Source organism: Dysgonomonas sp. BGC7 (genome assembly GCF_001261735.1).
GTDB lineage: Bacteria > Bacteroidota > Bacteroidia > Bacteroidales > Dysgonomonadaceae > Dysgonomonas.
The window spans coordinates 95,631-122,621 of record NZ_CVRP01000007.1 but is presented as its reverse complement, the minus strand read 5'-3'; the positions used below and the strand labels follow the sequence as shown (position 1 = coordinate 122,621).

General features: G+C 36.3%; 27 protein-coding genes. 17 read left to right on the top strand and 10 right to left on the bottom strand.

Annotation, left to right across the window (positions count from 1 at the left end; translation table 11 throughout):
* Positions 1-94: 94 nt before the first annotated feature.
* Genes BGC7_RS05740 through secG form a run of 4 tightly spaced genes read left to right on the top strand, consistent with a single transcriptional unit; the run spans position 95 to position 3,034 of the window.
* Positions 95-1,369, top strand: coding sequence for a sigma-54 interaction domain-containing protein (locus BGC7_RS05740; protein WP_050700614.1), 1,275 nt, complete (start codon positions 95-97; stop codon positions 1,367-1,369).
* Positions 1,366-1,869 carry an LPS assembly lipoprotein LptE gene (lptE, locus tag BGC7_RS05735; RefSeq protein WP_050700613.1) on the top strand — a complete coding sequence of 168 codons (504 nt, stop codon included), beginning with the start codon at positions 1,366-1,368 and terminating at the stop codon, positions 1,867-1,869. Before BGC7_RS05740 ends, lptE begins: the two co-directional genes overlap by 4 nt.
* A 5-nt stretch (positions 1,870-1,874) precedes the next feature.
* Positions 1,875-2,666: a hypothetical protein gene (locus tag BGC7_RS05730; protein WP_050700612.1), complete on the top strand. Its 792-nt coding sequence runs from the start codon at positions 1,875-1,877 to the stop codon at positions 2,664-2,666.
* Positions 2,663-3,034 carry a preprotein translocase subunit SecG gene (secG, locus tag BGC7_RS05725; protein ID WP_050700611.1) on the top strand — a complete coding sequence of 124 codons (372 nt, stop codon included), beginning with the start codon at positions 2,663-2,665 and terminating at the stop codon, positions 3,032-3,034. Before BGC7_RS05730 ends, secG begins: the two co-directional genes overlap by 4 nt.
* Positions 3,035-3,090: 56 nt before the next feature.
* Here secG and BGC7_RS05720 read toward each other — a convergent pair whose 3' ends face one another.
* Positions 3,091-3,540, bottom strand: coding sequence for a type I restriction enzyme HsdR N-terminal domain-containing protein (locus tag BGC7_RS05720; protein WP_050700610.1), 450 nt, complete (start codon positions 3,538-3,540; stop codon positions 3,091-3,093).
* Between the two features lie 74 nt (positions 3,541-3,614).
* Here BGC7_RS05720 and BGC7_RS05715 point away from each other — a divergent pair, with 74 nt between their 5' ends.
* The 4 genes from BGC7_RS05715 to BGC7_RS05700 all read left to right on the top strand — a co-directional run bounded on the left by BGC7_RS05715 (position 3,615) and on the right by BGC7_RS05700 (position 7,107).
* On the top strand, positions 3,615-4,388 hold the full coding sequence (locus BGC7_RS05715) for an AMP nucleosidase (RefSeq protein ID WP_050700609.1): 774 nt from the start codon (positions 3,615-3,617) through the stop codon (positions 4,386-4,388).
* A gap of 5 nt (positions 4,389-4,393) precedes the next feature.
* Positions 4,394-5,398: a DNA polymerase III subunit delta gene (gene holA / locus BGC7_RS05710; RefSeq protein WP_050700608.1), complete on the top strand. Its 1,005-nt coding sequence runs from the start codon at positions 4,394-4,396 to the stop codon at positions 5,396-5,398.
* 13 nt (positions 5,399-5,411) lie between these two features.
* Complete coding sequence (locus BGC7_RS05705) at positions 5,412-6,368, top strand: alpha/beta hydrolase (RefSeq protein ID WP_050700607.1); 957 nt, start codon at positions 5,412-5,414, stop codon at positions 6,366-6,368.
* Between the two features lie 148 nt (positions 6,369-6,516).
* Complete coding sequence (locus BGC7_RS05700) at positions 6,517-7,107, top strand: porin family protein (RefSeq protein WP_157258667.1); 591 nt, start codon at positions 6,517-6,519, stop codon at positions 7,105-7,107.
* A gap of 47 nt (positions 7,108-7,154) precedes the next feature.
* Here the strand turns inward: BGC7_RS05700 and BGC7_RS05695 are convergent, their stop codons facing one another.
* Complete coding sequence (locus BGC7_RS05695; RefSeq protein ID WP_050700605.1) at positions 7,155-8,567, bottom strand: ATP-dependent DNA helicase; 1,413 nt, start codon at positions 8,565-8,567, stop codon at positions 7,155-7,157.
* An 82-nt stretch (positions 8,568-8,649) separates the two neighbouring features.
* Here BGC7_RS05695 and BGC7_RS05690 point away from each other — a divergent pair, with 82 nt between their 5' ends.
* Together BGC7_RS05690 and BGC7_RS05685 are read left to right on the top strand one after the other, a co-directional pair.
* Complete coding sequence (locus tag BGC7_RS05690; protein ID WP_050700604.1) at positions 8,650-9,459, top strand: DUF3822 family protein; 810 nt, start codon at positions 8,650-8,652, stop codon at positions 9,457-9,459.
* The gene (locus tag BGC7_RS05685) at positions 9,456-10,001 is read left to right on the top strand and encodes an RsmD family RNA methyltransferase (protein ID WP_050700603.1); all 546 of its coding nucleotides are present in this window, start codon (positions 9,456-9,458) and stop codon (positions 9,999-10,001) included. The genes BGC7_RS05690 and BGC7_RS05685 overlap by 4 nt, the downstream gene beginning before the upstream one ends.
* A gap of 173 nt (positions 10,002-10,174) precedes the next feature.
* On the opposite strand, the gene BGC7_RS05680 is transcribed toward BGC7_RS05685, so the two are convergent.
* Positions 10,175-10,711, bottom strand: a complete 537-nt coding sequence (locus tag BGC7_RS05680; RefSeq protein WP_050700602.1) for a DUF4251 domain-containing protein — start codon at positions 10,709-10,711, stop codon at positions 10,175-10,177.
* Between the two features lie 474 nt (positions 10,712-11,185).
* Here BGC7_RS05680 and BGC7_RS05675 point away from each other — a divergent pair, with 474 nt between their 5' ends.
* On the top strand, positions 11,186-12,040 hold the full coding sequence (locus tag BGC7_RS05675) for a KPN_02809 family neutral zinc metallopeptidase (protein WP_050700601.1): 855 nt from the start codon (positions 11,186-11,188) through the stop codon (positions 12,038-12,040).
* A 177-nt stretch (positions 12,041-12,217) separates the two neighbouring features.
* On the opposite strand, the gene BGC7_RS05670 is transcribed toward BGC7_RS05675, so the two are convergent.
* Positions 12,218-13,477, bottom strand: a complete 1,260-nt coding sequence (locus BGC7_RS05670) for a DNA recombination protein RmuC (protein WP_050700600.1) — start codon at positions 13,475-13,477, stop codon at positions 12,218-12,220.
* Positions 13,478-13,585: 108 nt separating this feature from the next.
* Between BGC7_RS05670 and BGC7_RS05665 the strand changes: the two genes are divergently transcribed.
* From BGC7_RS05665 to BGC7_RS05655, 3 genes are all read left to right on the top strand, one after another.
* Positions 13,586-13,927 carry a hypothetical protein gene (locus tag BGC7_RS05665; RefSeq protein WP_050700599.1) on the top strand — a complete coding sequence of 114 codons (342 nt, stop codon included), beginning with the start codon at positions 13,586-13,588 and terminating at the stop codon, positions 13,925-13,927.
* 80 nt (positions 13,928-14,007) lie between these two features.
* A complete protein-coding gene (locus tag BGC7_RS05660; RefSeq protein ID WP_242034416.1) occupies positions 14,008-14,856 on the top strand; it encodes a bifunctional methionine sulfoxide reductase B/A protein in 849 nt (282 codons plus the stop codon).
* A gap of 165 nt (positions 14,857-15,021) precedes the next feature.
* A complete protein-coding gene (locus BGC7_RS05655) occupies positions 15,022-15,444 on the top strand; it encodes a DUF5606 family protein (RefSeq protein WP_050700597.1) in 423 nt (140 codons plus the stop codon).
* A gap of 85 nt (positions 15,445-15,529) precedes the next feature.
* On the opposite strand, the gene BGC7_RS05650 is transcribed toward BGC7_RS05655, so the two are convergent.
* The 5 genes from BGC7_RS05650 to clpP all read right to left on the bottom strand — a co-directional run bounded on the left by BGC7_RS05650 (position 15,530) and on the right by clpP (position 21,893).
* The gene (locus tag BGC7_RS05650) at positions 15,530-17,125 is read right to left on the bottom strand and encodes a S41 family peptidase (RefSeq protein ID WP_050700596.1); all 1,596 of its coding nucleotides are present in this window, start codon (positions 17,123-17,125) and stop codon (positions 15,530-15,532) included.
* A gap of 67 nt (positions 17,126-17,192) precedes the next feature.
* A complete protein-coding gene (coaD, locus tag BGC7_RS05645) occupies positions 17,193-17,654 on the bottom strand; it encodes a pantetheine-phosphate adenylyltransferase (RefSeq protein WP_050700595.1) in 462 nt (153 codons plus the stop codon).
* Between the two features lie 4 nt (positions 17,655-17,658).
* Positions 17,659-19,854: a DNA helicase RecQ gene (gene recQ / locus BGC7_RS05640; RefSeq protein WP_050700594.1), complete on the bottom strand. Its 2,196-nt coding sequence runs from the start codon at positions 19,852-19,854 to the stop codon at positions 17,659-17,661.
* A 94-nt stretch (positions 19,855-19,948) separates the two neighbouring features.
* A complete protein-coding gene (clpX, locus tag BGC7_RS05635) occupies positions 19,949-21,187 on the bottom strand; it encodes an ATP-dependent Clp protease ATP-binding subunit ClpX (protein ID WP_050700593.1) in 1,239 nt (412 codons plus the stop codon).
* A gap of 37 nt (positions 21,188-21,224) precedes the next feature.
* Entirely contained in the window at positions 21,225-21,893 is a 669-nt protein-coding gene (clpP, locus tag BGC7_RS05630; protein WP_050700592.1) for an ATP-dependent Clp endopeptidase proteolytic subunit ClpP, read from the bottom strand.
* Between the two features lie 172 nt (positions 21,894-22,065).
* Here clpP and BGC7_RS05625 point away from each other — a divergent pair, with 172 nt between their 5' ends.
* A complete protein-coding gene (locus BGC7_RS05625) occupies positions 22,066-22,968 on the top strand; it encodes a metallophosphoesterase (RefSeq protein ID WP_050700591.1) in 903 nt (300 codons plus the stop codon).
* A 100-nt stretch (positions 22,969-23,068) separates the two neighbouring features.
* Here the strand turns inward: BGC7_RS05625 and tig are convergent, their stop codons facing one another.
* On the bottom strand, positions 23,069-24,439 hold the full coding sequence (gene tig, locus BGC7_RS05620) for a trigger factor (protein ID WP_050700590.1): 1,371 nt from the start codon (positions 24,437-24,439) through the stop codon (positions 23,069-23,071).
* A gap of 273 nt (positions 24,440-24,712) precedes the next feature.
* Here tig and BGC7_RS05615 point away from each other — a divergent pair, with 273 nt between their 5' ends.
* Together BGC7_RS05615 and BGC7_RS05610 are read left to right on the top strand one after the other, a co-directional pair.
* The gene (locus BGC7_RS05615) at positions 24,713-25,411 is read left to right on the top strand and encodes a Crp/Fnr family transcriptional regulator (RefSeq protein ID WP_050700589.1); all 699 of its coding nucleotides are present in this window, start codon (positions 24,713-24,715) and stop codon (positions 25,409-25,411) included.
* Positions 25,408-26,919 (top strand): GH3 auxin-responsive promoter family protein, encoded by a 1,512-nt coding sequence (locus tag BGC7_RS05610; RefSeq protein WP_050700588.1) that lies wholly within the window; start codon positions 25,408-25,410, stop codon positions 26,917-26,919. The genes BGC7_RS05615 and BGC7_RS05610 overlap by 4 nt, the downstream gene beginning before the upstream one ends.
* Positions 26,920-26,991 lie beyond the last annotated feature (72 nt).

Genomic DNA, 26,991 nt, shown 5'->3' with positions numbered 1-26,991 from the left:
ACAAGATTGGAATAAATATGTAATTTTGTCAGGTTTGGAAATAGAATGTGAATAAATACAACATTTATTCATCATATTAATTTGTAGTAAAAGAATGGCAAAACCAGATATACAACAGGTAAAACAACGCTTTGGAATCATAGGCAACAGTCCCGATCTGAATCGCGCTATCGACATTGCTCTGCAAGTTGCCCCAACCGATATGTCAGTATTGGTTACGGGAGAAAGTGGAGTTGGTAAGGAGAATTTCCCTCAGATAATACATCAATTCAGCCATCGTAAACATGGAACTTATATCGCAGTAAACTGCGGTTCTATTCCGGAAGGCACTATCGATTCGGAACTGTTCGGTCATGAGAAAGGCTCGTTTACCGGAGCTACCGGTGAACGTAAAGGTTATTTTGAAGTAGCCAATGGGGGAACTCTATTTCTTGACGAGGTGGGCGAACTACCTCTTTCTACACAAGCCAGACTACTTCGCGTACTGGAAACGGGAGAATTTATAAAAGTAGGATCTTCGAAAGTAGAGAAAACAGACGTGCGAGTAGTAGCTGCCACCAATCTGGATATGATAACAGCTACCCGTAATGGCCGTTTCAGAGAAGACCTTTACTATCGTCTTAATACAGTACCTATCCGCATACCTGCACTAAGAGACAGAAAGGACGACATACCTCTCCTCTTCCGTAAATTTGCAAGCGACTGTGCCGAAAAGTATAGTATGCCTCCAATATCTTTGACCGAGAGTGCTAAGCAGATGTTGAAAGAATATTATTGGCCGGGAAATATCCGCCAACTAAAGAATATAACAGAACAGATTTCGATAATAGAACAAACCAGAGAAATTACTTCTGAAATACTGAAACTATACTTGCCTGCCAATGAAGTAGGACTAGTACCAATAGGAGCTATAAATCACAGCGACCAAAAAAGTTTCAGCAACGAACGGGAAATACTCTATCAGGTATTGTTCGATATGAAGAAAGACATGAACGAACTAAAAAAGATTGTTCATGATATTGTAGCCGGAACTCTGAAACCATCCGATATTGTATCGGCTTCTGCAATGGACAAACATGATAAGGTTTTAACTCCAGTAGTAGTAAGTGCGGGAGACCGAACAACAAGCCTATCTGTAAAAGACGATGCACACGCTATAATACCTCCTGCCAGCATCAGTGAAGCAGATGTAATAGATGCGCCGGAATACGAGGAGGAAACACTTTCTTTGCAGGATGTAGAAAAGGACATGATAATAAAAGCTCTGGAGCGCCACAACGGAAAACGTAAGAATGCTGCACAAGACCTAAAAATATCGGAACGTACATTATATAGAAAAATTAAAGAATATAATCTCGAAAATTTATGAGAAAGATCATTCTATTCTGCTTACTCTCTGTTGTAGTTATCTCCTGTACTGTATCATATAAATTTAATGGTGCATCAATCAACTATCAGGAAACTCCGGATATAGATTTGCGCGAATTTCAGAATCAAGCTCCTTTAGTATACCCTTTGCTTACACAGGTATTCAATGAGCGGATGAAAGATGTATTTACACGTAATACAAAACTAAGGTTCACAACGGTTAATCCGGCTTTGGAAATAGAAGGAGAAATTGTGCGTTACGATCTGACTCCACAGGCTGTACAGGAAAATAATCTGGCAGCACAAACCCGCTTAACTATGGCCGTTAAGTTTCGCTATCGGAACAATAAAAGACCCGAACAAGACAAAGAAGAAACAATTTCAGCCTACAGAGATTTCTCTAGCAGCCTTATGCTGACAGACGTGCAAGATCAGTTGATAAAAGAACTTACGGAAGATATAGTAGACCAAATTTTCAACGCAACTATGTCTAACTGGTAAACAATATGGATATACAGCAATTGTATCAGATAATACAAGGTGAGGCAGACAATAATAAGTATGCTTCGGATATATCTGAATTGAAAAATATAATTACTGAATATCCTTATTTTCAGGCAGGACTATTTGCCTATTTAAGATCTTTATATATATCAGACTTCGAAAGTTTCGAGGATGAGCTACACAGAGTAAGTATATTTATAAATGACAGAAAAGCTCTTTTCTATTACATTTTCAGTGAAGAATATAGTCAGTATTTTGAAAAGACAACAAAGAAAGAGATATCTGAAGATAAGACCAGTGTATTATTAAATGCATTTTTCGACTCCAGAGGTGAGAATCAAGACGAGCACGATAATCTGGAATATGGTATTTTTCATACAACGTTGGCGTCTACGGACTATTTCTCCTATGTTCAGTCTACCCATCAGGAAGAGCAGACAGATACGCCTGATCCAGAAATCAGCCAGATTCAATTAAAACATCAGAATATAATAGATTCTTTTATTACTAAATCAGAATCGGAGGAAGGAATAAGCATTCAGCTAAAAGAGGAAAACGAACAGGTAACAGCCCTTAAGAACGAAACAGAGGAAGAAAACAGCGAACTAAACGAGGATGTATTTTTTACAGAAACCCTTGCCAAAATATATATAAAACAGAAAAAGTATGAGAAGGCTTACAAAATTATTAAACATTTAAGCTTGAATTATCCGAAAAAAAATATTTACTTTGCAGACCAATTGAGTTTTCTCGAGAAATTGATTATAAATACGAAATTTAAAGATACGAAATGATCACACTTATTACTGTATTAATTGTAATTGCAGCCATTGCCCTAATACTAATAGTCCTTGTTCAAAATTCTAAGGGAGGCGGACTAGCTTCCGGTTTCTCTTCTTCGAATGCTGTTATGGGTGTTCGTAAGACTACCGATTTTGTAGAAAAAGCAACATGGGGACTTGCAGTCTTTATTATGGTGATGAGTATAGTATGTGTTATGATTAAGCCTAAAACAGCGGGCGATGCTTCAGCTCCAATAATTGGCGCTCCGACTCCAACAAACACAGCTGTTCCGGATATGTCAACAACATTACCTAGTCCTAACACGACTACACTTCCTGCTCCGGCTGGAGATCAACCGACAACACCTCCTGCTAAATAATAAAGTAATATAGGATATAAGAAATATAAAGCTTCTCTAAATTAGAGAAGCTTTTTTTATAGATCATTATATGAAGGTATATCCGACAAATATTCGAACGACTGAGTTTCGTAATTCAACTTACAACAATAATGGTTTAGCCCATTAGATACGACAAGGTATTTCACTCTAAGAACAATATTATATCTTACAATCTGATCGAAGACATCCTGCGTAATATTTACTTCAGGCGCCTTATATTCAACTATCATAATGGGGGATAACCCTTTATCATAAATAACGGTATCACATCGTCGCTTTTGATTGTGCAAATTTATCTGTATCTCATTAGCAATCAAAGAAGCCGAATACCCTTTATTTACTATTAGATAATTTACAAAGTGCTGGCGCACCCATTCCTCGGGAGTGAGAGCTATGAACTTTCGGCGCAAACGGTCAAAAACAGTTAGCTTTCCTGCTGTTTTTTTTACATTTATATCGAAAGGGGGTAAATTTAAATCCAACATTTGTTACCTTTGTTAATCACCGTCAACAATGAACGTGAAATCCTTGTTTAATAAGAAACAAAAGTAAAGCTTATATGAAAACAAAACAAGAAATAGTAGAAAATTGGCTTCCACGCTATACTAAAAGACCTTTGGAGCAATTTACCAAACATATACTACTCACCAACTTTGCCAAATATGTAGAAGTATTTGCCAATTATTTCAATGTACCTATTGTTGGACTCGATGGTAATATGCCTAATGCTTCAGCAAACGGAATTACGATCATTAATTTTGGAATGGGTAGTGCAAACGCGGCCACAGTAATGGATCTATTAAGTGCAATAGAACCCGAAGCTGTCCTGTTTTTAGGAAAATGTGGTGGGATAAAAAAACATAACAATCTGGGAGACTACATTCTTCCCATTGCCGCTATAAGGGGAGAAGGAACATCTAACGACTATTTCCCGCCCGAAGTCCCTTCTCTTCCTGCATTTAGCCTTCTGAGATCGGTATCTTCAACAATAAGAAACCATAACAGAGATTATTGGACAGGTACGGTCTACACCACAAATCGTCGTGTATGGGAATATGACGAAGTATTCAAAGAATACTTAAGGAAGATACGTACAATGGCCGTCGATATGGAAACTGCAACTTTATTTACATGCGGATTTGCCAATCAGATACCGACAGGAGCATTATTGCTGGTATCAGATCAGCCAATGATCTCGGATGGTGTGAAAACAGAGAAGAGCGACAACGTTGTCACTAAGAATTTTGTAGATGAACACGTTATGATAGGGATCAAAGCTCTTACTACCCTCATAAATAACGGAGAGACAGTAAAACACCTGCGTTTTGAATAAGATATATGACATTTGAACAAATAAAATCGGATATACATTCACGAAAGTTTAAGCCCGTTTATCTCCTTATGGGCGATGAACCTTATTATATTGATGAGCTGACAGACTCTTTGGTCAATACGGTATTGCCCGAAGATGAACGAGATTTCAACCAAACCATCCTCTATGGAATGGAAACCGATGTCGCATCTGTTATAACGCTGGCTCGCAGTTTTCCTATGATGTCGGAATATCAGCTAGTAGTCGTTAAAGAAGCGCAAAACCTAAGTAAAATTGAGGAATTGGAAGTTTATGTCCGCAACCCACTTCAAAGCACAGTATTAGTTCTTAACTATAAGAATGGAACTCTCGATAAGCGAAAAAAATTATATGCAGAGATCGATAAGCATGGAATAACATTCGAATCGAAAAAAATACCGGACTATAAGATGTCTGCATTTATTTCATCTTATATACAGACGAAAGGGCTCTCTATAGACCAGAAGTCGTCACAAATGTTATCTGATTATCTGGGAAACGACCTTAGTAAGGTTACAAATGAGATCACAAAATTATTAATAGCATTACCGCAGAATAGTAAACAAATTACGGCCGAACTAATAGAAGAAAATATCGGAATCAGTAAAGATTTCAATAACTTTGAACTACTAAAAGCCATTATAGAAAAAAACATATTCAAAGTCAACCAAATAGCAGATTATTTCGAAAAGAACCCGAAAAACAATCCCATGATCGTAACACTTGTTGTCTTGTTTAATTTTTTCAGCAACCTGATGATATGCTATTGGGCTAAGAATAAAACAGAACAAGGTATTGCAACCGAATTAGGATTAAGAAATCCATATCAAGCAAAAGATTATGTTGTCGCTCTGAAGAATTACAACGCCTTTAAATGTATGGAGATACTAGCCCTACTGCGTACATACGATGCCAAAGGCAAAGGTGTCGATAATCCATCTACTCCTGATGGAGAATTGCTAAAAGAATTATTATATAAGATAACACATTAAACTATCTCGATTTATGAGAAGAAATCTTGTTCTTTTTCTATTTTTTGTATGTTCTCTGATTACAGCACATACTTATGCAGGCAATGATATAAAAAAAGAGACTTTCGCTTATTCAATAAAAGGGAGTGATACTCTGAGATTAGACAAATACGACCTGCCGGCAATTACTCCTGGCAACGCAAAACCTTGTGTTATATTTATGTTTGGCGGTGGATTTGTAAGAGGAACAAGAGACCAGCAAAGCTATCTTACTTACTTCGACCATTTAGTTAAGAAGGGTTACACGGTTGTTTCTATCGACTATCGTCTAGGATTAAAAAATATTGATCCGAAAACCGAGCCTATGCAATTTGTCTCATTACTTACCAACAGTATATCGATTGCTGTAGAAGACTTGTTCGATGCAACCTCTTTTGTTATAAGCAATGCTAACGACTGGAATATAGACACCGGTACCATAATAACAAGTGGATCCAGTGCCGGAGCAATATCCGTATTGCATGGTGAATATGCAATAGCTAACAAAGAAGAACAAGCTAAAAAGCTCCCCGAGAATTTTAATTATGCCGGAGTAATTTCTTTTGCTGGAGCAATATTTAGCACAAACGGAGACCTTAACTGGCAATCGTCTCCTGCACCAATGCTGCTATTTCATGGCGATGCCGATAGTAATGTGCCTTATGACAAAATAGAATTATATAACATTGGATTTTACGGTTCGAAACACATCGCAGTTCAGCTAAGTGAAAAGAATTACCCTCATTACTTCTATAAAATAGAAAATGCGGCACATGAAATATCGAATACTCCAATGAAATTGAACCTATCAGATATAGATGCTTATTTGAATCAACTAGTAGAAAATAAAGAACAGAAAATTATAAATACTACAGTAAAGCAAATAGACAAACCTGAGATGAAAAAGGATTTCGAATTGATGGACTATATTAAATCGAATTTTGCACATTAAATTATATTTATAAATATCAGATCGCCTTTGCCGTATAATCAGCAAAGGCGATTTATCTTTTCAGCTACGAAAACTAAAACTAAAGTAAATCTGTTATTATAGATGTAGTGTCTTAATTACTACATACTATAAACTAAATATTATGATTATGAGAAAAATAGCTTTATCATTGATAGTCTTATCATTATTTGCAGTTACATCATTGCAAGCTCAAATTAGATTAGGAGTAAAAGGCGGAGTTAATATATCCGGAGTATCTGGAGACAACATCGGCGATTTTGTAGATAATAACCTTACAGGATTCCATATTGGGCCTACCGTAGAATGGTTATTAGATGGATCATTTGGGCTAGAAGGAAGTGTGCTCTACTCAGAGAAAGGAATCAAATTTAAAGATGACAAGAGTCATCGTACCGGTTATATTGAAGTTCCTGTTAGTCTGAAATATCGTTTTCCTGTAGAAGGAACTGTTAGACCATATTTAACAGCAGGTCCATATATTAGTTTCAAAGTTTCCGGAGATGATAAATTTGACGTTATTAAGGATGATATCCAAGGGCAATGGAAATCTAAAAGCTTTGGTGGAGGATTGAAATTTGGAGCCGGTGTTGAATTATTCAAAATGTTACAAGTTGGTGCAAGCTATGACTTGGGACTAACCGATAACTATAAACTCAGCGATGGAAACTATTCTGTAAAAGAGAGAATTTGGTCTATATCGGCAGGTGTATATTTCTAATAGTTGCTTAAAATAAATAAGAAGCTCTTCTTAACGAAGAGCTTCTTTTATACAAATTCGTCTGGAAGATTAACCAGATATAATTTAGAACTGGCCCTTGTAATTGCAGTATACAACCATCGGTAAAAGTTTACACCCAAATGATCTTCCGAAATATATCCTAAGTCGAGAAATACATTTGCCCACTCGCCACCCTGCGCCTTATGGCATGTGACCGCATAAGCAAACTTTACCTGTACAGCATTAAAATACGGATCAACTTTAAGCTTTCTCATTTTCCCTGCTTTTGTAGATATGTCTGCATAGTCTTCAAGGATATTTAAGAATAGCTCCTCACCTCTTTCTCGTGTAAGACCTGCAGCATCAGAATGGAGGGTATCCAAAAGAATCTTCACTTCTAGCTCCATATCATAATCAAGACTTCTGACCAGAACATCACAAAAACGAAAGCCATACAGTTCTTGTTCTTTACGAACTCTGACTACTTCAACAATCTCTCCGTTTGCAAGGAAGTCTATTTTTTCTATGTTCTCTGTCCAGAAATAGTTGTTCTTTGTAATCATCAACATGTCTCCTGCCGACAGTTCTTCTTCCCTGTAAAGAATACGGTTGCGAACTCCCTGATTATAAATATTGCACCGCTTATTAGATCGTGATATTATCATTGTATTCTCTATACCATGGCGATCATAAGCGGCTGATATTTCGTCAATAAGATCTTCACCCGATATTCGGAGTATGTCTGTAAATTTATTCAGTTTAAGTTTTGGATACGCCTCCGTTTTCCCTTTATTCAGGGTATTTCGTATGGCTGTAGCATTATATAGTATGCCCGAACTCTCTGCCTGACGCACAATCTGTAACAACATAGCATCTCTGACCTCCAGCCCGTAACCTTCCAGCACTGGTATTTGCAGTGCAGGACTATCTTCTTCGCCAACGGGTGGCAACTGTGCCGAATCTCCGATTAATAACAAGCGACAGTTTTCACCCGAATATACGTAGTGAATAAGATCGTCGAGTAGCCTGCCCGTACCAAAAACAGAAATATCTGTTCCCGAATTACTTATCATAGATGCCTCATCTACTATAAAAAGGGTATCTTTATGTAGATTATCCATGATACCGAAACTACCAAAGTCGCCCGAATATTTTTCCTGCCTGTATATCTTCTTATGTATAGTGAATGCAGGATGATCTGAATAGGAAGAGAAAACCTTAGCAGCACGTCCGGTGGGTGCGAGCAATACTGTTTTTTGCTTAAATTCAGTCATCGTCTTTACCAATGCACCCAAAAGCGACGATTTTCCTGTACCGGCATAGCCTTTCAATAAGAAAATAGCTTCATCTTTTGGTAAAAACAGATAGTCGATAATCTTTTCTAAAGCTGCATTTTGCTCTTCGGTTAGTTCGAATGGAAAATTTTCTTTTACTTTAGCTCTGAAAAAATTACTTAGCATTTGGTCTACTTTCTTTTATTGGAAGTTAAAAGTAGTAGATAAAAATATCTTTTTCTAACTTTGTGTACAGAAAATTGAAATTATGTTTTTACCTGACAATATCGATCTTGGACATTCCGAAAGATATATACTATCGATACGTATAAATCCTGACGGTTTTATGTTCTCTATTTCCGACCCCGAAAACGGGAAAAATTATTGTCTGCGAGAAACAACATTTTCTACCACAGATGACTTATTAAGCAATATTCAAAGAATTATTTTCGATCTTAATTTTCTTACACAGGAGTTTAAGCAGACAAACGTGGTCTTTGTCTCAAAGAAATATGATCTTGTACCGGCTGCATTCTACGATTCTAAACACCAAAAAGAATTATATGACTTTTCGCACTTCGATAAGTCTAGTCATCTATTATCTGGCTTGATAGACAAACAAGATATAATCTTATTATACGATGCGGACGACAAAATCGTAAATTTTTTATCCAGAAACTTATGGTCTCCTCAATTCTTTCATCATTCACATCTGACAATTAATATGCTTGAAGAAAGAGGATTAGTAGCGGGCAGAACAGCAAAGATGTTTATCAATCTCCATGGTAAATATATGGATATCATCTGTTTCCGAGATGCAAAATTACTACATAGCATCACTTATGAAAGTGAGCCTCTGACAAATCAGCTTTATTATATACTAAAGATGTGGGAACAATGCGAGTTTGACCAGATTGAAGACTATGCCTACATAGCCGGAGATACCGATGCGGCAATAAAAAATAAATTATCAGAATACATTAAAAATATAAATACAATAAATGCTCCGAGCGAGATTCACTTTTGGAATGAGGACGCTAACCGAGCACCACTAGACTTACTTACCCTTGCACTATGAGAATTATCAGCGGAAAATATAAAGGTCGCAGGTTCAACCCACCTAAAAGTTTCAAAGCACGTCCGACCACAGATTTTGCAAAAGAAAATCTGTTTAATGTACTAAATAATGAAATAGACTGGGAAGATACAACAGCTTTAGATCTATTTGGAGGAACAGGTGGTATAAGTTTCGAACTGGTGTCGAGAGAGTGCCCTCGTGTAGTCTGTGTAGAAAAGAATTTCAATCACACATCATTCATCGAAAAAACAAAAGCGGAGCTTAAGATTGGTTCGGAAATGATACTACTCAAAATGGATGTATTCAGCTATCTGGAACATTGTAAAGAGCAATTTGACCTTATCTTTGCCGACCCTCCTTACGATATGAAAAACTTCACAGAAGTTCCCCGGCTGGTTTTCGAAAAAGATTTAATAAAAGCAGGTGGAATATTTATTCTGGAACATTCGAAGGAGTATGATTTTTCAGATTTACCACTATTTGAAAATAAACGTGTGTATGGCAGTGTAAACTTCAGTATCTTTAGAAAACCTTCCGAATAACAGATTAGATGTATATAAAAAAGAAAAGGTTGTCATCACGACAACCAATCTTCATTGTTAACCTTAAATCTAATACCATGAAAAACACAGTACAAAGATAAGCGATTTTTTATGTTATAAAACATGTTTACCTGTTTTTATTAGCAATATTAACGTTATTTAACTAAATTGTATTATAGAGCTCGTCCTTTAAATACATTTGACTCATCCTCAGGATATAAATTACCTGAGAAAGTTATTATATTACCACTAAAATTAGGATATATTGTAGCTGTACATTGATTTGTGCCCTCATACATATTGATAAAAACAGAGGCAGATACCCCAATACCAGTTACCATCATGCTATAAGATATATTTCCTTTCTTATCTGTACTCATTTGCACATTCGAAACAGTACCGTCTACAGTAATACCACCTATGCCATTAGGACCTGCATATGGAGAATTAAAAGCCATTTGTATAGTTGCTTTTTTATCATGCATAGATATAAAATTAGTATTTGATGTTACATAAGTAAAATGTCCATGCTTAAAGGTAATCTTATCTGCTTCCAGTACAAATGCCTGTTCATTTAATGCCTGAACAGCTTTCTCGAACCATGCTCTATTCTCTGCGTCTTGTAATGCTTGCTTAACAGGATTCTGTTGAGTTTTACATCCGGTCAATGTAACAATTAATAACATTGACAAAAATTTTATTGCTTTCATATTGTTGATTTTTAGTATCTTCTCTAAACACTTAAGAATATATATAATAGAAACATTACAATTCTCTTTTTGTTTGTATACGGAGAGGTACTTTCTAGAAAACAATATCCAATTTAAGAATATTTAAACAAGAATAGATTAAGCACCTTATTTTCAAACAAAAAAGAAAGTATATACGTTTAAATCCAAATACATTATCACTCTAGTAAAATACACATAATTATAAATATTGATAATGAGTATTTAGATTATACTTACGCCGGATAAAGATTTACTGTAAGGGTAACAAAAGTTTATCTATATAAAGGTGAATAGGTAGATTGATAGAAAGAAGAAAAAAAGTGATGAATATGAAAAATTTAAAGGAAAGTTGTACAACTTTGTCAGGTTTTAGTTAAAATCGTATTTTTACCGTAGTCGGGTAAGCAGATGTTTCAGTTAAAACAAACTATTGATTCACATAAATATTAAGATATGAGACTTGGAGGAAGAAGAACGAGCGACAATGTTGACGATCGCAGAGGCAAAGGATCGTCTGGAAAAATATCTCTTGGCATAGGAGGAACTATAATAGTAGGACTATTGATCTGGATTATGGGAGGTAACCCTCTTGATGTAATTACACAACAAGTATCTGATGGTATAGAAACGGAGAAGAACTATACACCCTCAGCAGAAGAAGAAAAAGCCGCTACTTTTGCTAAAACTATTCTGGCAGGAACAGAGGATGTATGGACAGAAATATTTAAACAACGAGGAGCTAAGTATACTCCGCCACGTATGGTCTTATTCAGTGGAGTTACACGTTCCGGTTGTGGCAACGCATCGTCATCTACAGGCCCGTTTTATTGTCCCGCCGATCAAACTGTTTATATAGATTTGTCATTCTTCAACGAGATGAATAGCCGCCTAAATGCAGGAGGAGATTTTGCTTATGCCTATGTTATAGCACACGAAGTAGGACATCATGTTCAATACCTCCTTGGGACATTAGATAAAGTGCACAATCAACAACAACGGCTAAGTGAGAAAGAAAGTAATCAATTCAATGTAAGACTAGAATTACAAGCAGACTTTTATGCCGGAGTATGGGCTTACCACGATAACGAAAACTTTAATTCGTTAGAAGATGGCGATATAGAAGAAGGCTTGAATGCTGCTTCTCAGATAGGGGATGATCGTTTGCAAATGCAATCGCAAGGTTATACTGTGCCTGACAGTTTCAATCATGGAACCTCTGCTCAACGTACTAGGTGGCTAAAAAAAGGGCTACAAACAGGAAATATTGATAACGGAGATACATTTTCTATAGCTTATGACAGATTGTAAGGCCTATTAATTGCAAAAGTAAACTTATATAAAAAAGAAAAGGTTGTCATCACGACAACCAATCTTCATTGTTAACCTTAAATCTAATACCATGAAAAACACAGTACAAAGATAAGCTATTTTTTATGTTATAAAACATGTTTACCTGTTTTTATTGCGAATATTAATATAATTTAACTATACATCGCTATCTGGAAGTTCTTTTTGAGCTTTAATACCCAGTTCTTTAAGCATTTCTGCCTGCCGTATCAAATTTCCATTACCTTCTTTCAACTGAGAAAAGGCTTTATCATATGCTTTTTGAGAACGCTCGATATTTTTCCCTACATCTTGCAATGTATCTACAAAGCCAGCAAACTTATCGTATAGAGCGGCTCCGCGCTTGGCAATTTCAATAGCATTACGGCTTTGATACTCCCGCTTCCACAAGTCGGCAACGACCTTTAGTGATGCTATCAGATTGGTAGGACTAATCAGCAATATACGTTTTTTGTAGGCATAATCCCAAAGTCCTGAATCGAGCTGCATTGCCAATATATATGCCGGTTCGTTGGGGATGAACATCATTACAAAATCGAGGGATTCTACATAATCCTGATACGATTTACGGCTAAGCTCGTCTATATGCTGTTTTATAGATAATACATGCTCCTTCTCTGCTACGATTTTCAACTCATCGGTTTCGGACTCTACATATTTTACATACGCGCTCAATGAGACTTTAGAGTCTATGATAATCTTACGTCCACCCGGATAGGCAACAACAATATCCGGCTGCATATAATTCTCGAGTTCATTTCGCACTCGGTTTCCGTTTTCGTCCACTATATATTCCTGAGCGAAATACTCCTCACCCTTCTTTAGCCCCGATTTCTCCAATATAGATTCGAGAATCATCTCACCCCAGTTACCTTGCACCTTATTATTCCCCTTCAGTGCTTTCGTCAGATTATTGGCATCTTCACTTATCTGATTATTCAACGCCACAAGCTCTCGAATACGTTCTTCTAACGAAAATCGCTGCTTCGACTCCTTATCATACGTCTCCTCAACTTTCGTCCTGAACTCTACGAGCTTTTCATTCAAAGGCTTTAGTATCGCCTCCATATTGGACTTATTGACATCGGTAAATCGCAGGGTTTTCTCTTCTAATATCTGATTAGCTAATATCTGGAAGTCTTTATTTAGCTGATTTCGGGTATTCGTCAGTTCTTCCTGCTGACTTTTCATCTGCATATCCTTGGCTTGTAGCATAGCTTCTGCTTCTGCTATCTGGCGTATATTTTCTATTCTCTCTTCTCCCAAAGCGTCTTTTTCCTGTATGAGACGATCAATTTGTGAGCGCAATTCATTTTCTTTCATTTTGCTATTTCTCGCCAGAAGACAAATAAATACAGCAGCAATAATAAGTATTATTAAAGTGAAAACTAATTCCATATATCGTTTGTTTTTAAAGAAACGAAAGGTATTTAAAATATCAGTGTTAACAAAATTTGCCTCAAAAAACTTGTGAACAATAGCTATCCGAAATATTTTTGTCAGACAATGAAGATCATAAGAAGCAGAAACTTCCCTCCCAAAAACTTTAGTGCAATAAATCTATTCGGACTGATTATTGTAAGAGAAGATTACGGAGAACTCTCGGATGTAGAAAAAAATCATGAGAGGATTCATACTCGTCAGATGCTGGAGATGTTTATTATATTATTTTATCTATTGTATGTTATAGAATGGCTTATAAAGCTAGTAAAATATAAAAACAGCCATGAGGCATACAAGAATATATCATATGAAAGAGAAGCATACTCTAACATGTATAACCTTGACTATCTAAAAAGAAGGAAACCATATAGTTTCATTCATTATTACAGAAAGGAGAAGATATGAAAAATATATTATACTTTTTGGGAATCTTTATAATAAGCATATCCTCATGTGCTCAAAACCAAAATAAAACAAAAGAAATTATGAAATACAACGAATTAACCCCTGAAGAAGAGCGTGTAATAATATATAAAGGTACAGAGGCACCATATACAGGAGAATATATAAATAACAAACGCAGTGGAATATATGTATGCAGAAGATGTAACGCTCCATTATATAATTCGAGTGACAAATTCGACTCCCATTGTGGATGGCCCTCTTTTGACGATGAAATAGAAGGTGCAGTAAAGCGTATACCGGATGCTGATGGACAGCGAACAGAGATTATCTGCAACAACTGTGGCGCACATCTCGGGCATGTCTTCCTTAATGAAGGATTTACGACTAAGAATACCCGTCATTGCGTGAACTCAATATCATTAAAATTTATACAAGAAGAAAATAAAATGATCAAGAAAGCTTATTTTGCCTCGGGTTGTTTCTGGGGCACTGAATATTACTTTATGAAAGCCCAAGGAGTGAAGCACACCGCTGTAGGCTTTATGGGTGGACATGTTGATAATCCCACTTATCAGCAAGTTTGTCAGAAAAATACAGGGCATCTGGAAACAACAGAAGTGGAGTATGACTCATCGAAAACTTCATATGAAGACATGGTGAAGCTATTCTTCGAAACTCATGATTTCACTCAAACAGACGGGCAAGGGCCAGACATAGGACCTCAGTATCTTTCTTGTATCTTTTATTCCAATGATGAAGAAAAAGAGATAGCAGAGGAATATGTAAAGAAACTTGAAGACAAAGGCTTCAAGGTTGCTACTATGCTCAAATCTGTTTCTCAATTTTGGAAAGCAGAAGATTACCATCAGCAATACTATGAGCATAAAGGAACTAAGCCTTATTGTCATATATATAAAAAGATTTTCTAAGCAAGTAGCAAAAATAATTGAATAGTTATTCTTTATTTTTCAGGTCTCAAATTACGTAATTTGAGACCTAAACATTATTTTTGTCGGTCAGCCGAACATTATTATCAGAAGTGATGACAACATTTTATAAAAACTAACTTATATACTTAATTAAATTGAATCAATATGCTAAAGACTATCTTATCAGTATCGGGTAAACCGGGATTATACAAATTATTATCAAGTGCCAAGAATATGGTTATAGTAGAATCTCTAATTGATAGTAAGAAAATGCCTATTCATGCCCGCGATAAAGTGGTATCGTTAGGAGATATATCTATATACACCGAAGCCGATGATGTACCTTTAAAAACTATTTTCTCCTCGATAAAAGGAAAAGAAAACGGGGGCAAAGTTTCTATAAATAAATCGGGAAAACCTGAGGAATTGAGAAAATACTTTGAAGAAATACTTCCTGATTTTGACAAAAATCGTGTTTATACCAACGACATAAAAAAGATGCTTAATTGGTATGATATTCTTACCGATGCAGGCATAGACTTCGAAAAAGAAGAAGCCGCTGAAGAAAAAGAAGAAGCTGCTGAATAATACATATTATAAGTATATTATAATATAAAAAGGAATGATTCTCACGAGTCATTCCTTTTTTGTCAATTTATATATAATAGAAAATTTACCGTTTTCTCAATAGTTCTTGATACAGATGCTCATCACGAATAATATCATAGCCTTTTTTGAATGTATCGCTATATTCATTGAATATTCTCACCAACGTCTCCATATCGTACACATCACGGCCAATAAGAGCTTTTATTTGCATCTTAAGAATATCTTCCGATTTTAAATATTCGTCTTCTTTAAATTCAATTTTCTCTTCTGTGGCAGCAACTTTAAGTTTGTCCAATATATCGTCCGACACAATATAGTTCTTATAAAACTTCTCCTTTGTCGGATATTTTTTCAGTATATCGTCTCTGTGATTATCAACCTCTCCATAAGCAATTTTATTTATGATGCCTCTATTTGCCACATTAGCCAGATAAGGAGTATATTTTGTAGTATCGAGAGGTACAAAAAAATCTGGCATAATACCTCCACCTCCATAAACAGTACGATGATTAACCAAAGTTTGATATTTTAGAGAATCAGGAAAATGAATACTATCGGCATGCATCATTTCTCCTTTATTGTAACGATCTATAACATCCATATTGTATGAAGTTACATCTCCACTCGTATATGGTTTTTGAATAGAGCGGCCTGTTGGAGTAAAATAACGAGCAACAGTAAGCCGTATCATAGATTCGTCAGGCAAAGGAATTTGACGTTGTACTAAACCTTTTCCAAAACTTCTTCGTCCAACAATTACTCCTCTATCCCAGTCTTGAACAGCACCAGAAAGAATCTCACTAGCAGAGGCAGAGCCTTCATTTATTAATATTACAAGGCGACCATCTTCGAAAGCTCCTTTACCGGAAGATATTTCATCTCGTCTCGGTTGTCGGCTACCTTCAGTATAGACAATAAGTTTACCCTTACCCAAGAATGCATCGGAAAGGTCAATAGCCGGAGCCATATACCCACCTCCATTACTTTCCAGATCTAGTATAAGGTTCTTCATCCCTTGACTTTGTAGTTTGGCTAAGGCCTGTTTAAATTCGTTAGTAGTAGTTGCTCCAAAGCGCATAATGCGAATATAGCCTGTGGTATGATCGACCATGTAGCTGGCATCTATACTATATACAGGTATTTTATCACGAGTGATTTTGAAAGTCAGCAGATCGGGAACACCTTTTCTCAAAACCTTCACTGTCACCTTCGTTCCTTTTGGCCCTTTGAGGTGAGACATAACAAATTTTGTAGAGCGTTTTACTCCGGCAATCAGTGTGTCGTTTACATACATAATTTTATCACCTGCCCGCAATCCGACTTTCTCGGAAGGACCTCCCGGTATTGTCTCGATAACATACAGCGTATCAGTCATCATATTAAAAGATATACCTATCCCATCGAAATTACCTTCGAGCGGCTCATTCATATCTTTGACTTCATCGGCGCTTATATATGTAGAATGAGGATCGAGCTTAGTTAGTAAAGATTTTATAGCATCCTCTGCCAGCTTTTTATCATCAACATTATCTACATATAGATTTTCGATTATAGCCATTGTAGTGGCTACTTTCTTTGAGCCTTCGCTCATTTTAAACTGAGCAGAAACACCTGTCGCTATCACAAAAAAGGAAAGAACAGCTATTGTTATTTTCTTCATATTTTATTTTATTTTACATCAATCCTTAGCGAAAGTCAGAAGCCTACGGGCAAATAAATGTACCTTCTTAGTGCTTAAGAATCAATCCTTCGGGTAAAAACTGCGTTACATCATGTCCATATCTAAGCAGTTCTCTTACTATTGTAGAGCTTATATGAGTATATTCTGGCTCTGTAAACATTATAACAGTTTCTATTCCTGATATTTTTCTATTCATATCGGCAATTGTTTTTTCATACTCAAAATCATTTACCGAACGGATGCCTCTTACTATAAACCCGGCATCAATTGTTTTTGCATAATCTACCGTTAGCGTATCATAGGCTTCGACACTGATACGAAGCTCCTCTCTGTACAAAGAGCGTATCATATCTAAACGGCTTTCTAAAGAAAAAAAATGACTTTTAGAATCGTTCTTACCAATGGCAATAACGATCTCATCGAATAAATCAAGAGATCGTTTAACCATTGAATGGTGTCCTATTGTAAAAGGATCGAATGTTCCGGGAAATACACCTTTTTTTTTCATTCTATCAATTTGCCATATCGGAGATAAATTTGATCCTAACTAAACGGATTTCATCTTCTGAATATTCTCCCAGTTCCTTAATAGCATCCTCCAAGTCATCAGATTCTGCTTCCTGAAAATATTCGAATATGTCATCCATATGATCTTCATCTATTACTTCATGCAAAAAATAATCTATATTTATTTTGGTTCCGGAGAAGACAATAGCCTCAACTTCTGTCAACAGCTCAGAAAACTCAATACCTTTAGATTCTGCCAAATCGTCAAGAGCCACTTTTCGGTCTATAGCCTGAACAATAGCAACTTTTAGTTTCGACTTATTGGCAACGGTACGTACTCTAAGATCTTCGGGACGCTCTATTTCATTTTCTTCTACGTGTTTTTTTATTATTTGTAGAAACTCTGCCCCATATCTCTTTGCTTTACCCGCACCCACACCTGGAATATTCTGTAATTCTTCCACTGTAATAGGATATATCGTAGCCATAGCTTCGAGTGAAGGATCCTGAAAGATAACATATGGTGGCACATTATGGTTTTTAGCCATCTTTTTCCGCAGATCTTTCATTATAGAGAAGAGAACGGGATCGACAGCAGAGCCTCCGCCCCCACCTTTTACAACTACATCATCGATACTTTCATCATCGTCCATATCGTCTTCGTCTGCTGTAGTTATTTTGAAAGAGGCTGGCTTCTTTAAGAAGTCTTTTCCTTTTTTAGTAACTTTCAATAAGCCGTAGTTCTCAATATCTTTTTCGAAATAACCGGCAATTAAGGACTGACGAATTACTGCATTCCATGTATCTTCGTCGGCATCATCACCCGAACCAAAGACATCCAAATCCTGATGTCCGTAAGTTTCTATCTCTGATGTTTCTTTACCTCTAAGAACATTAATAACATAATCTGATTTGAACTTTTCTTTCAGCGCAACGACAGCTTCAATAGCCGTCAATAATAAATCTTTAGCTTCCACTTGTTTTTTAGGGTTTACACAATTGTCGCAGTTTCCACAATTTCTTTCTTTATATTCTTCTCCAAAATAATGAAGGAGTACCTTTTTCCGGCAAATAGCTGTTTCTGCATAAGCAGCTGTTTCAAGAAGTAGCTGTTTTCCTATTTCCTGTTCGGCAACCGGCTTGCCTTGCATAAATTTTTCTAATTTCTGTAAATCTTTGAAGGAGTAGAAAGCAATACACTTTCCTTCACCTCCATCGCGCCCGGCACGTCCGGTCTCCTGATAGTAGCCTTCCAAACTCTTAGGCATGTCGTAGTGTATGACATATCTCACGTCGGGTTTATCAATTCCCATTCCAAAAGCTATAGTTGCTACTATAACGTCTACCTGTTCCATTAGGAATGCATCTTGGTTAGCAGATCGGGTTCCCGCATCTAAACCAGCATGATAGGGTAAGGCATTTATATTATTGGTTTGCAGTATTTCTGCAAATTCTTCCACTTTTTTTCTACTGAGACAATATATAATACCGGATTTATGACCTTGCGTCTTAATATACTTAATAATATCTTTATCTACATTGTTCGTTTTCGAACGAACTTCATAAAAAAGATTCTCTCTGTTGAAAGAAGCTTTAAAGACATCGGCATCTATCATTCCCAGATTTTTCTGGATATCCAATTGCACTTTTGGAGTTGCTGTAGCTGTTAATGCTATTATAGGACTTTTCCCTATCTCTGCAACAATCGGACGAATACGTCTATATTCCGGACGAAAATCGTGTCCCCATTCAGAAATACAATGTGCTTCGTCAATCGCATAAAACGAAATCTTTATCTGTCGTAAGAAATCAATATTCTCTTCTTTGGTCAGAGATTCCGGCGCTACATATAACAATTTAGTCTCTCCTGAAAGAATGTCTCCTTTTACAAGCTCAATAGCAGCCTTATTCAGTGATGAATTTATAAAATGGGCAACTCCATCTTCTTCACTAAAATTGCGCATAGCATCTACCTGATTCTTCATCAGCGCAATTAAAGGTGATATGATAACAGCTGTACCATCCATCAATAGGGCCGGCAATTGATAACAAAGAGATTTACCTCCTCCTGTTGGCATCAGAACGAATGTATCTCTTCCGTCCAACAAGTTTTGGATAATAGCTTTCTGGTTTCCTTTAAACTTACTGAACCCAAAATGCTTCTTCAGTGCAAGCGATAGTATATCGTCTCTTTCAGACATATTCAATTAAAATAGACCGTTGTTATATACGAAGATAAAATGCTAAGTTTAAAACTCCAACTTTATACGGACTATTTTTTATAAATTATTGAATTTATTGTGAATTTTTCAACTTAAGCATCTGGGACTTCTCAAGCTGCTGTTCTGCATATTCTTTCGAAATATGCAACTTAGCCTCGTTAGATGAAGGAATATTGAACATCGCATCCATCATAATACTCTCTACTATAGAGCGTAACCCCCTTGCTCCTAACTTGTATTCTATAGCTTTATCTACAATATATTCATAAACTGCATCGTCGAAGGTTAACTCTACATTATCCATCTGGAAGAGTTTTACATACTGCTTTATTATCGAATTTTTAGGCTCAGTCAAAATTCTTCTCAATGCGCTTCTATCCAAAGCGTCGAGATAGGTCAATATAGGCAAACGTCCTATTATTTCAGGGATAAGTCCGTAAGACTTTAAATCCTGAGGAGCAACATACTGCAACAGATTTTCGCGGTCTACTTGTGCATTATTTTTTGTAGATGCATATCCGACCACCATCGTATTGAGGCGTTGCGCAATTTTTCGTTCTATTCCATCGAAAGCACCTCCACACACAAAAAGTATATTCTTTGTATCTACTGCTATCATTTTCTGATCGGGATGCTTACGCCCTCCCTGAGGTGGTACATTTACGATAGAACCTTCCAACAGTTTCAAAAGACCCTGTTGAACGCCTTCTCCGCTAACATCACGTGTTATAGAAGGATTGTCACTTTTACGTGCTATTTTATCTATTTCGTCAATAAAGACGATACCTCTCTCGGCTGCTGCAACGTCATAATCTGCGGCTTGCAGCAGTCGGGTGAGTATACTTTCTATATCTTCTCCTACATATCCGGCCTCCGTCAAAACGGTAGCGTCTACGATAGCAAATGGTACATGCAGTAATTTTGCAATAGTACGAGCCAATAGCGTCTTTCCTGTACCGGTAGGGCCAACAAGTATTATATTCGACTTCTCAATTTCAATATCGTCATTCTTTTCCTGTAAGATACGCTTGTAATGATTGTAAACTGCTACTGACAGATAACGTTTGGCATTATCTTGTCCGATAATATATCCATCCAAATATTCTTTTATTTGTTTTGGACCGGGCAAACTATCTCTATCAATACCAAGTGTGGATTGTTTTTTTGCCTCAAAACTCTCTTTTACTATCTGATATGCCTGTTCGGCACAGCTATCGCAAATATCGGCCGACAAACCGGCTATAAGCATATTCACATCTTTATCACTCCGGCCGCAAAAGCTGCAATGACTATTATTATCTTTTTTTGACATCTATCTGTTAGTAAGTAGAAGATATAATTATTGGTTATTATTTATTTTTAAGAAGCACTTCATCTACCATACCATATTCTTTGGCTTCGCCTGAAGTCATCCAATAATCACGATCTGAATCTTGCGCTACCCTGTCGAACGGCTGTCCTGAATGATCAGAAATTATAGTATATAGCTCTTTCTTCACCTTTCCTATTTCGCGGGCTGTGATTTCGATATCCGAAGCCTGTCCCTGAGCACCCCCTAAAGGCTGATGTATCATTACGCGGGAATGCTTCAATGCAAAACGTTTACCTTTTTCGCCAGCTACAAGCAATACTGCTGCCATAGAGGCTGCTATACCGGTACAGATAGTAGAAACATTACTGTTTATAAACTGCATAGTATCGTATATACCATAACCGGCATATACAGATCCGCCAGGAGAATTGATATAAATAGAAATATCTTTCCCAGAATCAGCCGAATCTAAATAAAGTAGCTGAGCCTGAATAACATTTGCTGTATAATCATCAATCTGGGTACCTAAAAATATAATGCGATCCATCATCAGACGGGAGAAAACATCCATCTGAGCCACATTCAACTGACGCTCTTCTATTATAGTAGGTGATATATAGCTGCTTGTAATATCTACATATTTATCCAAAGCAAGGCCATTCATTCCTAGATGCTTTGTTGCGTATTTTTTAAAATCGTTGTTCATAAAGCTCTTTTTTTAGTTTAATCAATATAGTATCATTGTACTATAGGCAATTATCATGCCACCTTTTTGACATAAAAAAGAGGCTAAGGTTAGCCTCTGCTTATGAGAGCAAAGGTATAATAAAAAATGGAATGTCTAAGAAATATTATACTAACTTTACTGTAAAAAGATTATGAAAAATATTATTATTATTTTACTTTTCACATTTACTTTACTCAACTCTTCCACAGCTCAGACCGCAAGCGAAAAACCCATACTTAAATTTGGACTTATAGCTGACCCTCAATATGGAGATTGTGAAACTAAGGGCAGCCGTTTTTACAGGAACTCATTAGATAAATTGAGAGATGCTGTAGAAGATATAAACCAAACAGGTGTTTCTTTTACTATCAATCTGGGAGACTTCACTGACAGAAGTCCGGCAGACTTAGACGCTGTATTATCGGAACTAGACAAGTTGAATAGCAATATATACAATACAACAGGAAACCATGACTATGCGAGTGTAGATAACAATCAGTTGCTATACGACCGACTTTCAATGCCATCAGACTATTATAGCATAGACTTACCACGCCTTAAGTATCGTTTCATCTTTTTAAATTCTAATGAACTGTCTACATACTCTAATGTTACAGACACAGCCAAACTTACCGAGCTTACAGTAATAAAAAACAAACTAAAAACTGAAGGCAGAAAAAATAATCAAAATTGGAATGGAGCATTCAGCAATGAGCAACTAATGTGGCTGGAAGAACAATTAAAAACAGCAGGGAGCAGCAATACGAAAGTTATCATATGTCTACACCACACTATTTTCCCGGAAAACAATCACAATCTCCTCAATAATTTAGAAACCTTAGAGATAATGAGCAAATACAAGTGTATAAAAGTCGTGCTCTCGGGACACAATCATTTTGGAAATTTCGGTTATTATAGCGGTATTCCATTCATCACTATAGAAGGAATGATAGAGACTGAAAAAGAAAATGCTTATGCCATAGTAGAAGTATACAATGACACTATAAAAATAAAAGGAAGAGGGCGAGTTCCCTCCAGAGAGATAAACTTTTAATATCAAACAGAAATACTAGCATAACAAGAAAAAAGAACAGGCAGCAAGATTTTCAGTTTCTTGCCGCCTGTCGTATATTTATAAGTTTATTCAGATCGAATTAAGCTTCTTCTTCCTTTTCGAAAAACTTACGGAATTCGTCTAACGAAATTTCTTTCTCAACAACTCCTAGTGTAGTTTTTAGAGAATCTATAATCTTATTTTCCATTGCTCTATCGAGTAGATTACGTGCATTATCCTTGTTTTTCAACATATCATTTGCATAGTTTTCTACCATCTCATCAGGAAGATTCATCATTCCATACTGTGCAAACTGAGCTCTTGCTGCCTGCATAGCTATGATCTTCATATCATCGTTCTCTATTTTAATGTCCTTATCTTTGGCAATCTGTTCTTTAATCAAATGGAACTTCAAATCTTCAACAATCTTTGGATAATCATTTTCTACAGATTCTGCTGTTCTTTCTTCACCCGAAGCCAACAACCATCTTTTTAGGAAAGCATCAGGGAATTGAACATCTCCAATTTTATTTTCGAGTAACACCTTAGCGTCAAGCAAGAACTTATAATCACTATCAGGAGCAAACTGTTCGGATATAACTTCTTTTACTTTGTCAGTAAACTCAGTCACATCTTTCACGTTTCCTTCACCAAATACTTTATCGAAAAGTTCCTTATCCAATTCTGCCTCTTGGTAACGTGTAACTTCTGTTACTTCGAAACTAAATTCAGGAGCAATCGCTTCCACAGCATTTTTGTCGATATGAAGTAGAGAAGCTATTTCTGTTTCGTTTCCTTCATAAGCTTTTCCCGGATTGAATACAATCTTATCACCAGATTTAGCCCCTACAAATTTTGCCTGCTCTGTTGCTTCTTTCATATAAGATGGCATAACGATTCCTGCCTCTACATATATACCGTTTTCTTTTACTTCTCCGTTTTCCAATTCATGGATAACGCCTCTTATAAGATCTGTTTCCTTAGCACCTTCTTCGATCTTATCATATTTTCCATAATTAGCTTTATATGATTCGATTTGTTTATTCACCAACTCCTCATCAACATTGATTTTATAGTAAGTGATTTTATCTTTCTTAGTCAAAGACAACTTGATTTCGGGAGCAAGAGCAATATCAAAGAAAAACTCATAATCTCCTTCTATCGAGAAATCTATTGGCTGCTGTTTCTCTTCGTTTGGTAGAGGCTCGCCCAATACATTCAATTTATTTTCCTGAATATAATTATATAAACTCTCTCCTACTATTTTGTTGATCTCTTCAGCCATTATAGATTTACCATACATCTTCTTCACCATACCTGTTGGCACAGTTCCCGGACGAAATCCCGGTACATTAGCTTTCTTACGGAAAGTCTTTAACGCTTTATCTAATTGTTCTTGATAGTCTGCTTTTGCTACACTTATCTGTAAGATAGCATTCACACTATCTAAATTTGTCAGAGATACATTCATCTTAACGATCTTATTTTAATTATTGTTCTAATTCTAATACATTCTAAAACAATCAAAAAGAGAAACCCAAACTAAACACTTAACGTCTCTTTTTGGTGGTGCAAAAATACTCTTATTATTGTAATTTTCAAAGGGAAATAAATATTAATATCTTTTCTTTTTTTATAAAAAAAGTGAGTACGGGGTTAAAAAGATGTTGTGCAACATGTTTCATATTAAAAAAATCTTAACTTTGTTTTAGATTAATAGTATTTTTTTCAAACTTTTCATATAATGACAGATAGCAGCAATGTTGTAAGTTTATCGGAAAGCATTCCTGAAATATGGGATTTGCTGAATAGCAAAGAAAGAGAATTGATCTCAGCAAATGCTAAAATACTAGACTTCAAGAAAAATGAGGTAATATACCGTGAAGAGGAAATGCCTTTGGAATTGATGTGTCTCTGCAACGGGAAAGTAAAGATATACAAAGATGGTGTAGGCGGTCGCAGTCAAATAATAAGAATGATAAGACCTACCCAATATTTTGGTTATAGAGCCTATTTTGCCAACCAACCATATGTCACTGCCGCTTCTGCCTTTGAGGCCTCTACTATATGCCTTATTTCTATGAAAATAATAGAGGAGATTGTTGTAAGTAACCCAAAGCTTGGCATGTTCTTCATCAAAGAATTGTCTACTGATTTGGGTATAGCCGACGAACGGGTAGTAAATCTTACACAAAAGCATATTCGCGGACGTTTAGCAGAATCCTTAATATTCCTGATAGAAAACTATGGGTTGGAAGAGGATGGCGCAACAATAAGTATATACCTGTCGCGAGAAGATCTGGCTAACCTTTCTAACATGACAACGTCTAATGCGATAAGGACTTTATCCACGTTTGTAGATGAGCATATTATAACTCTCGATGGGCGGAAAATAAAGATTATTGACGAAGAAAAACTACGTAGAATAAGTAAAATCGGATGATAACTAATATTGCCAGAAAGTATCTGGAATACCGATACAAAGAAGTTGACAGATTTATCAACCAACCATTCGATACACAAAACAGAATACTTGACTATCTTCTTCAGAATGGAAGCCAAACAGTTATTGGACAACAATATAACTTTGCTCACATAAAGACCAAAGACGATTATAGAAAAACCGTACCTGTATTCCACTATGAAGATCTACGACCTTATCTGGATAAAATAATTGTAGATAAACAACAAGATGTTTTATGGAATAAGCCTGTAAAGTGGTTTGCTATGTCGTCGGGAACAACCGAAGACAAGAGTAAATACATACCCGTAACCCAAGAATCCCTGACTAAAGGACACTACAAATGTGGAGAACAGATGCTTGCCATTTACGGGCAAAGCAATCATAATGCCAAGTTCTTTTTTGGCAAAACTTTAGTGTTGGGAGGAAGTAAGCAGATAAATAATATCGGAGATGGTATATTTACCGGAGATATATCTGCGATCTTAATAAAAAATCTGTACTTCTGGGCAAAACTGAGCAGAACGCCGGAGCGCATTTCTCTTTTACCCGACTGGGAGCTGAAACTACACGCTTTGACGGAATATGCCGTAAAAAATGACGTAAGAGCTTTTATGGGAGTTCCTTCCTGGCTTCTGGTACTGCTAAAAAAAATAAAAGCTGAAACAGGTAGAGAATTAACAGACATCTGGCCCAATCTGGAAGTATTTTTTCATGGTGGAGTCAGCTTCACGCCGTTCGAAGAGCAATATCATAAGATTATAAAGAAACCTAATATGTATTATTGGGAGACATATAATGCCTCGGAGGGTTTCTTCGGTGTTCAGTACTCAAATGATTCTAAAGATCTACTCCTCATGCTCGATAATAACATCTACTACGAGTTTATTCCCATAAATGAATGGAACAGTGAGAATCCTAGAACTTTAACTTTAGATGAGGTTGAAACCGGACAAAACTATGCTATACTGATATCAACAAATGGTGGACTTTGGAGATATATGATTGGAGATACTATAGAATTCACCTCCACCAACCCATTCTTGTTTAGAATCACAGGAAGAACGAAGAATTTCATCAATGCATTTGGAGAAGAGGTGATTATAGACAATGCCGAGAAAGCTTTAGCTGATGCCTGTAAAGCAACTAATGCCCAAATAGAAGAATATACAGCTGCTCCTGTTTACTTCGGAGACAATAACACGGGTGCACACGAATGGCTTATCGAATTTTCTGTAGAACCGGACAGACTAGATACTTTCATTCAAGTACTAGACAACAGCTTAAAGAAAGTAAACTCCGACTACGAAGCTAAACGCTCTTATAATCTATCTTTAGGAACACCTATAGTAAATAGCTTACCAAAAGGCACCTTCAACGAATGGATGAAATCTATAGGCAAGCTAGGAGGACAAAATAAAGTACCTCGTCTCTCAAACAACAGAGACTATATGGATAAGTTATTACTCTTCTTAGAAAAGAATAACTAAACACATCTCTACGTTAATAAGAGAAAAGGCAACTCAGCAAATTATAAAAACAAAAAAAGAGAGCAGATCTAT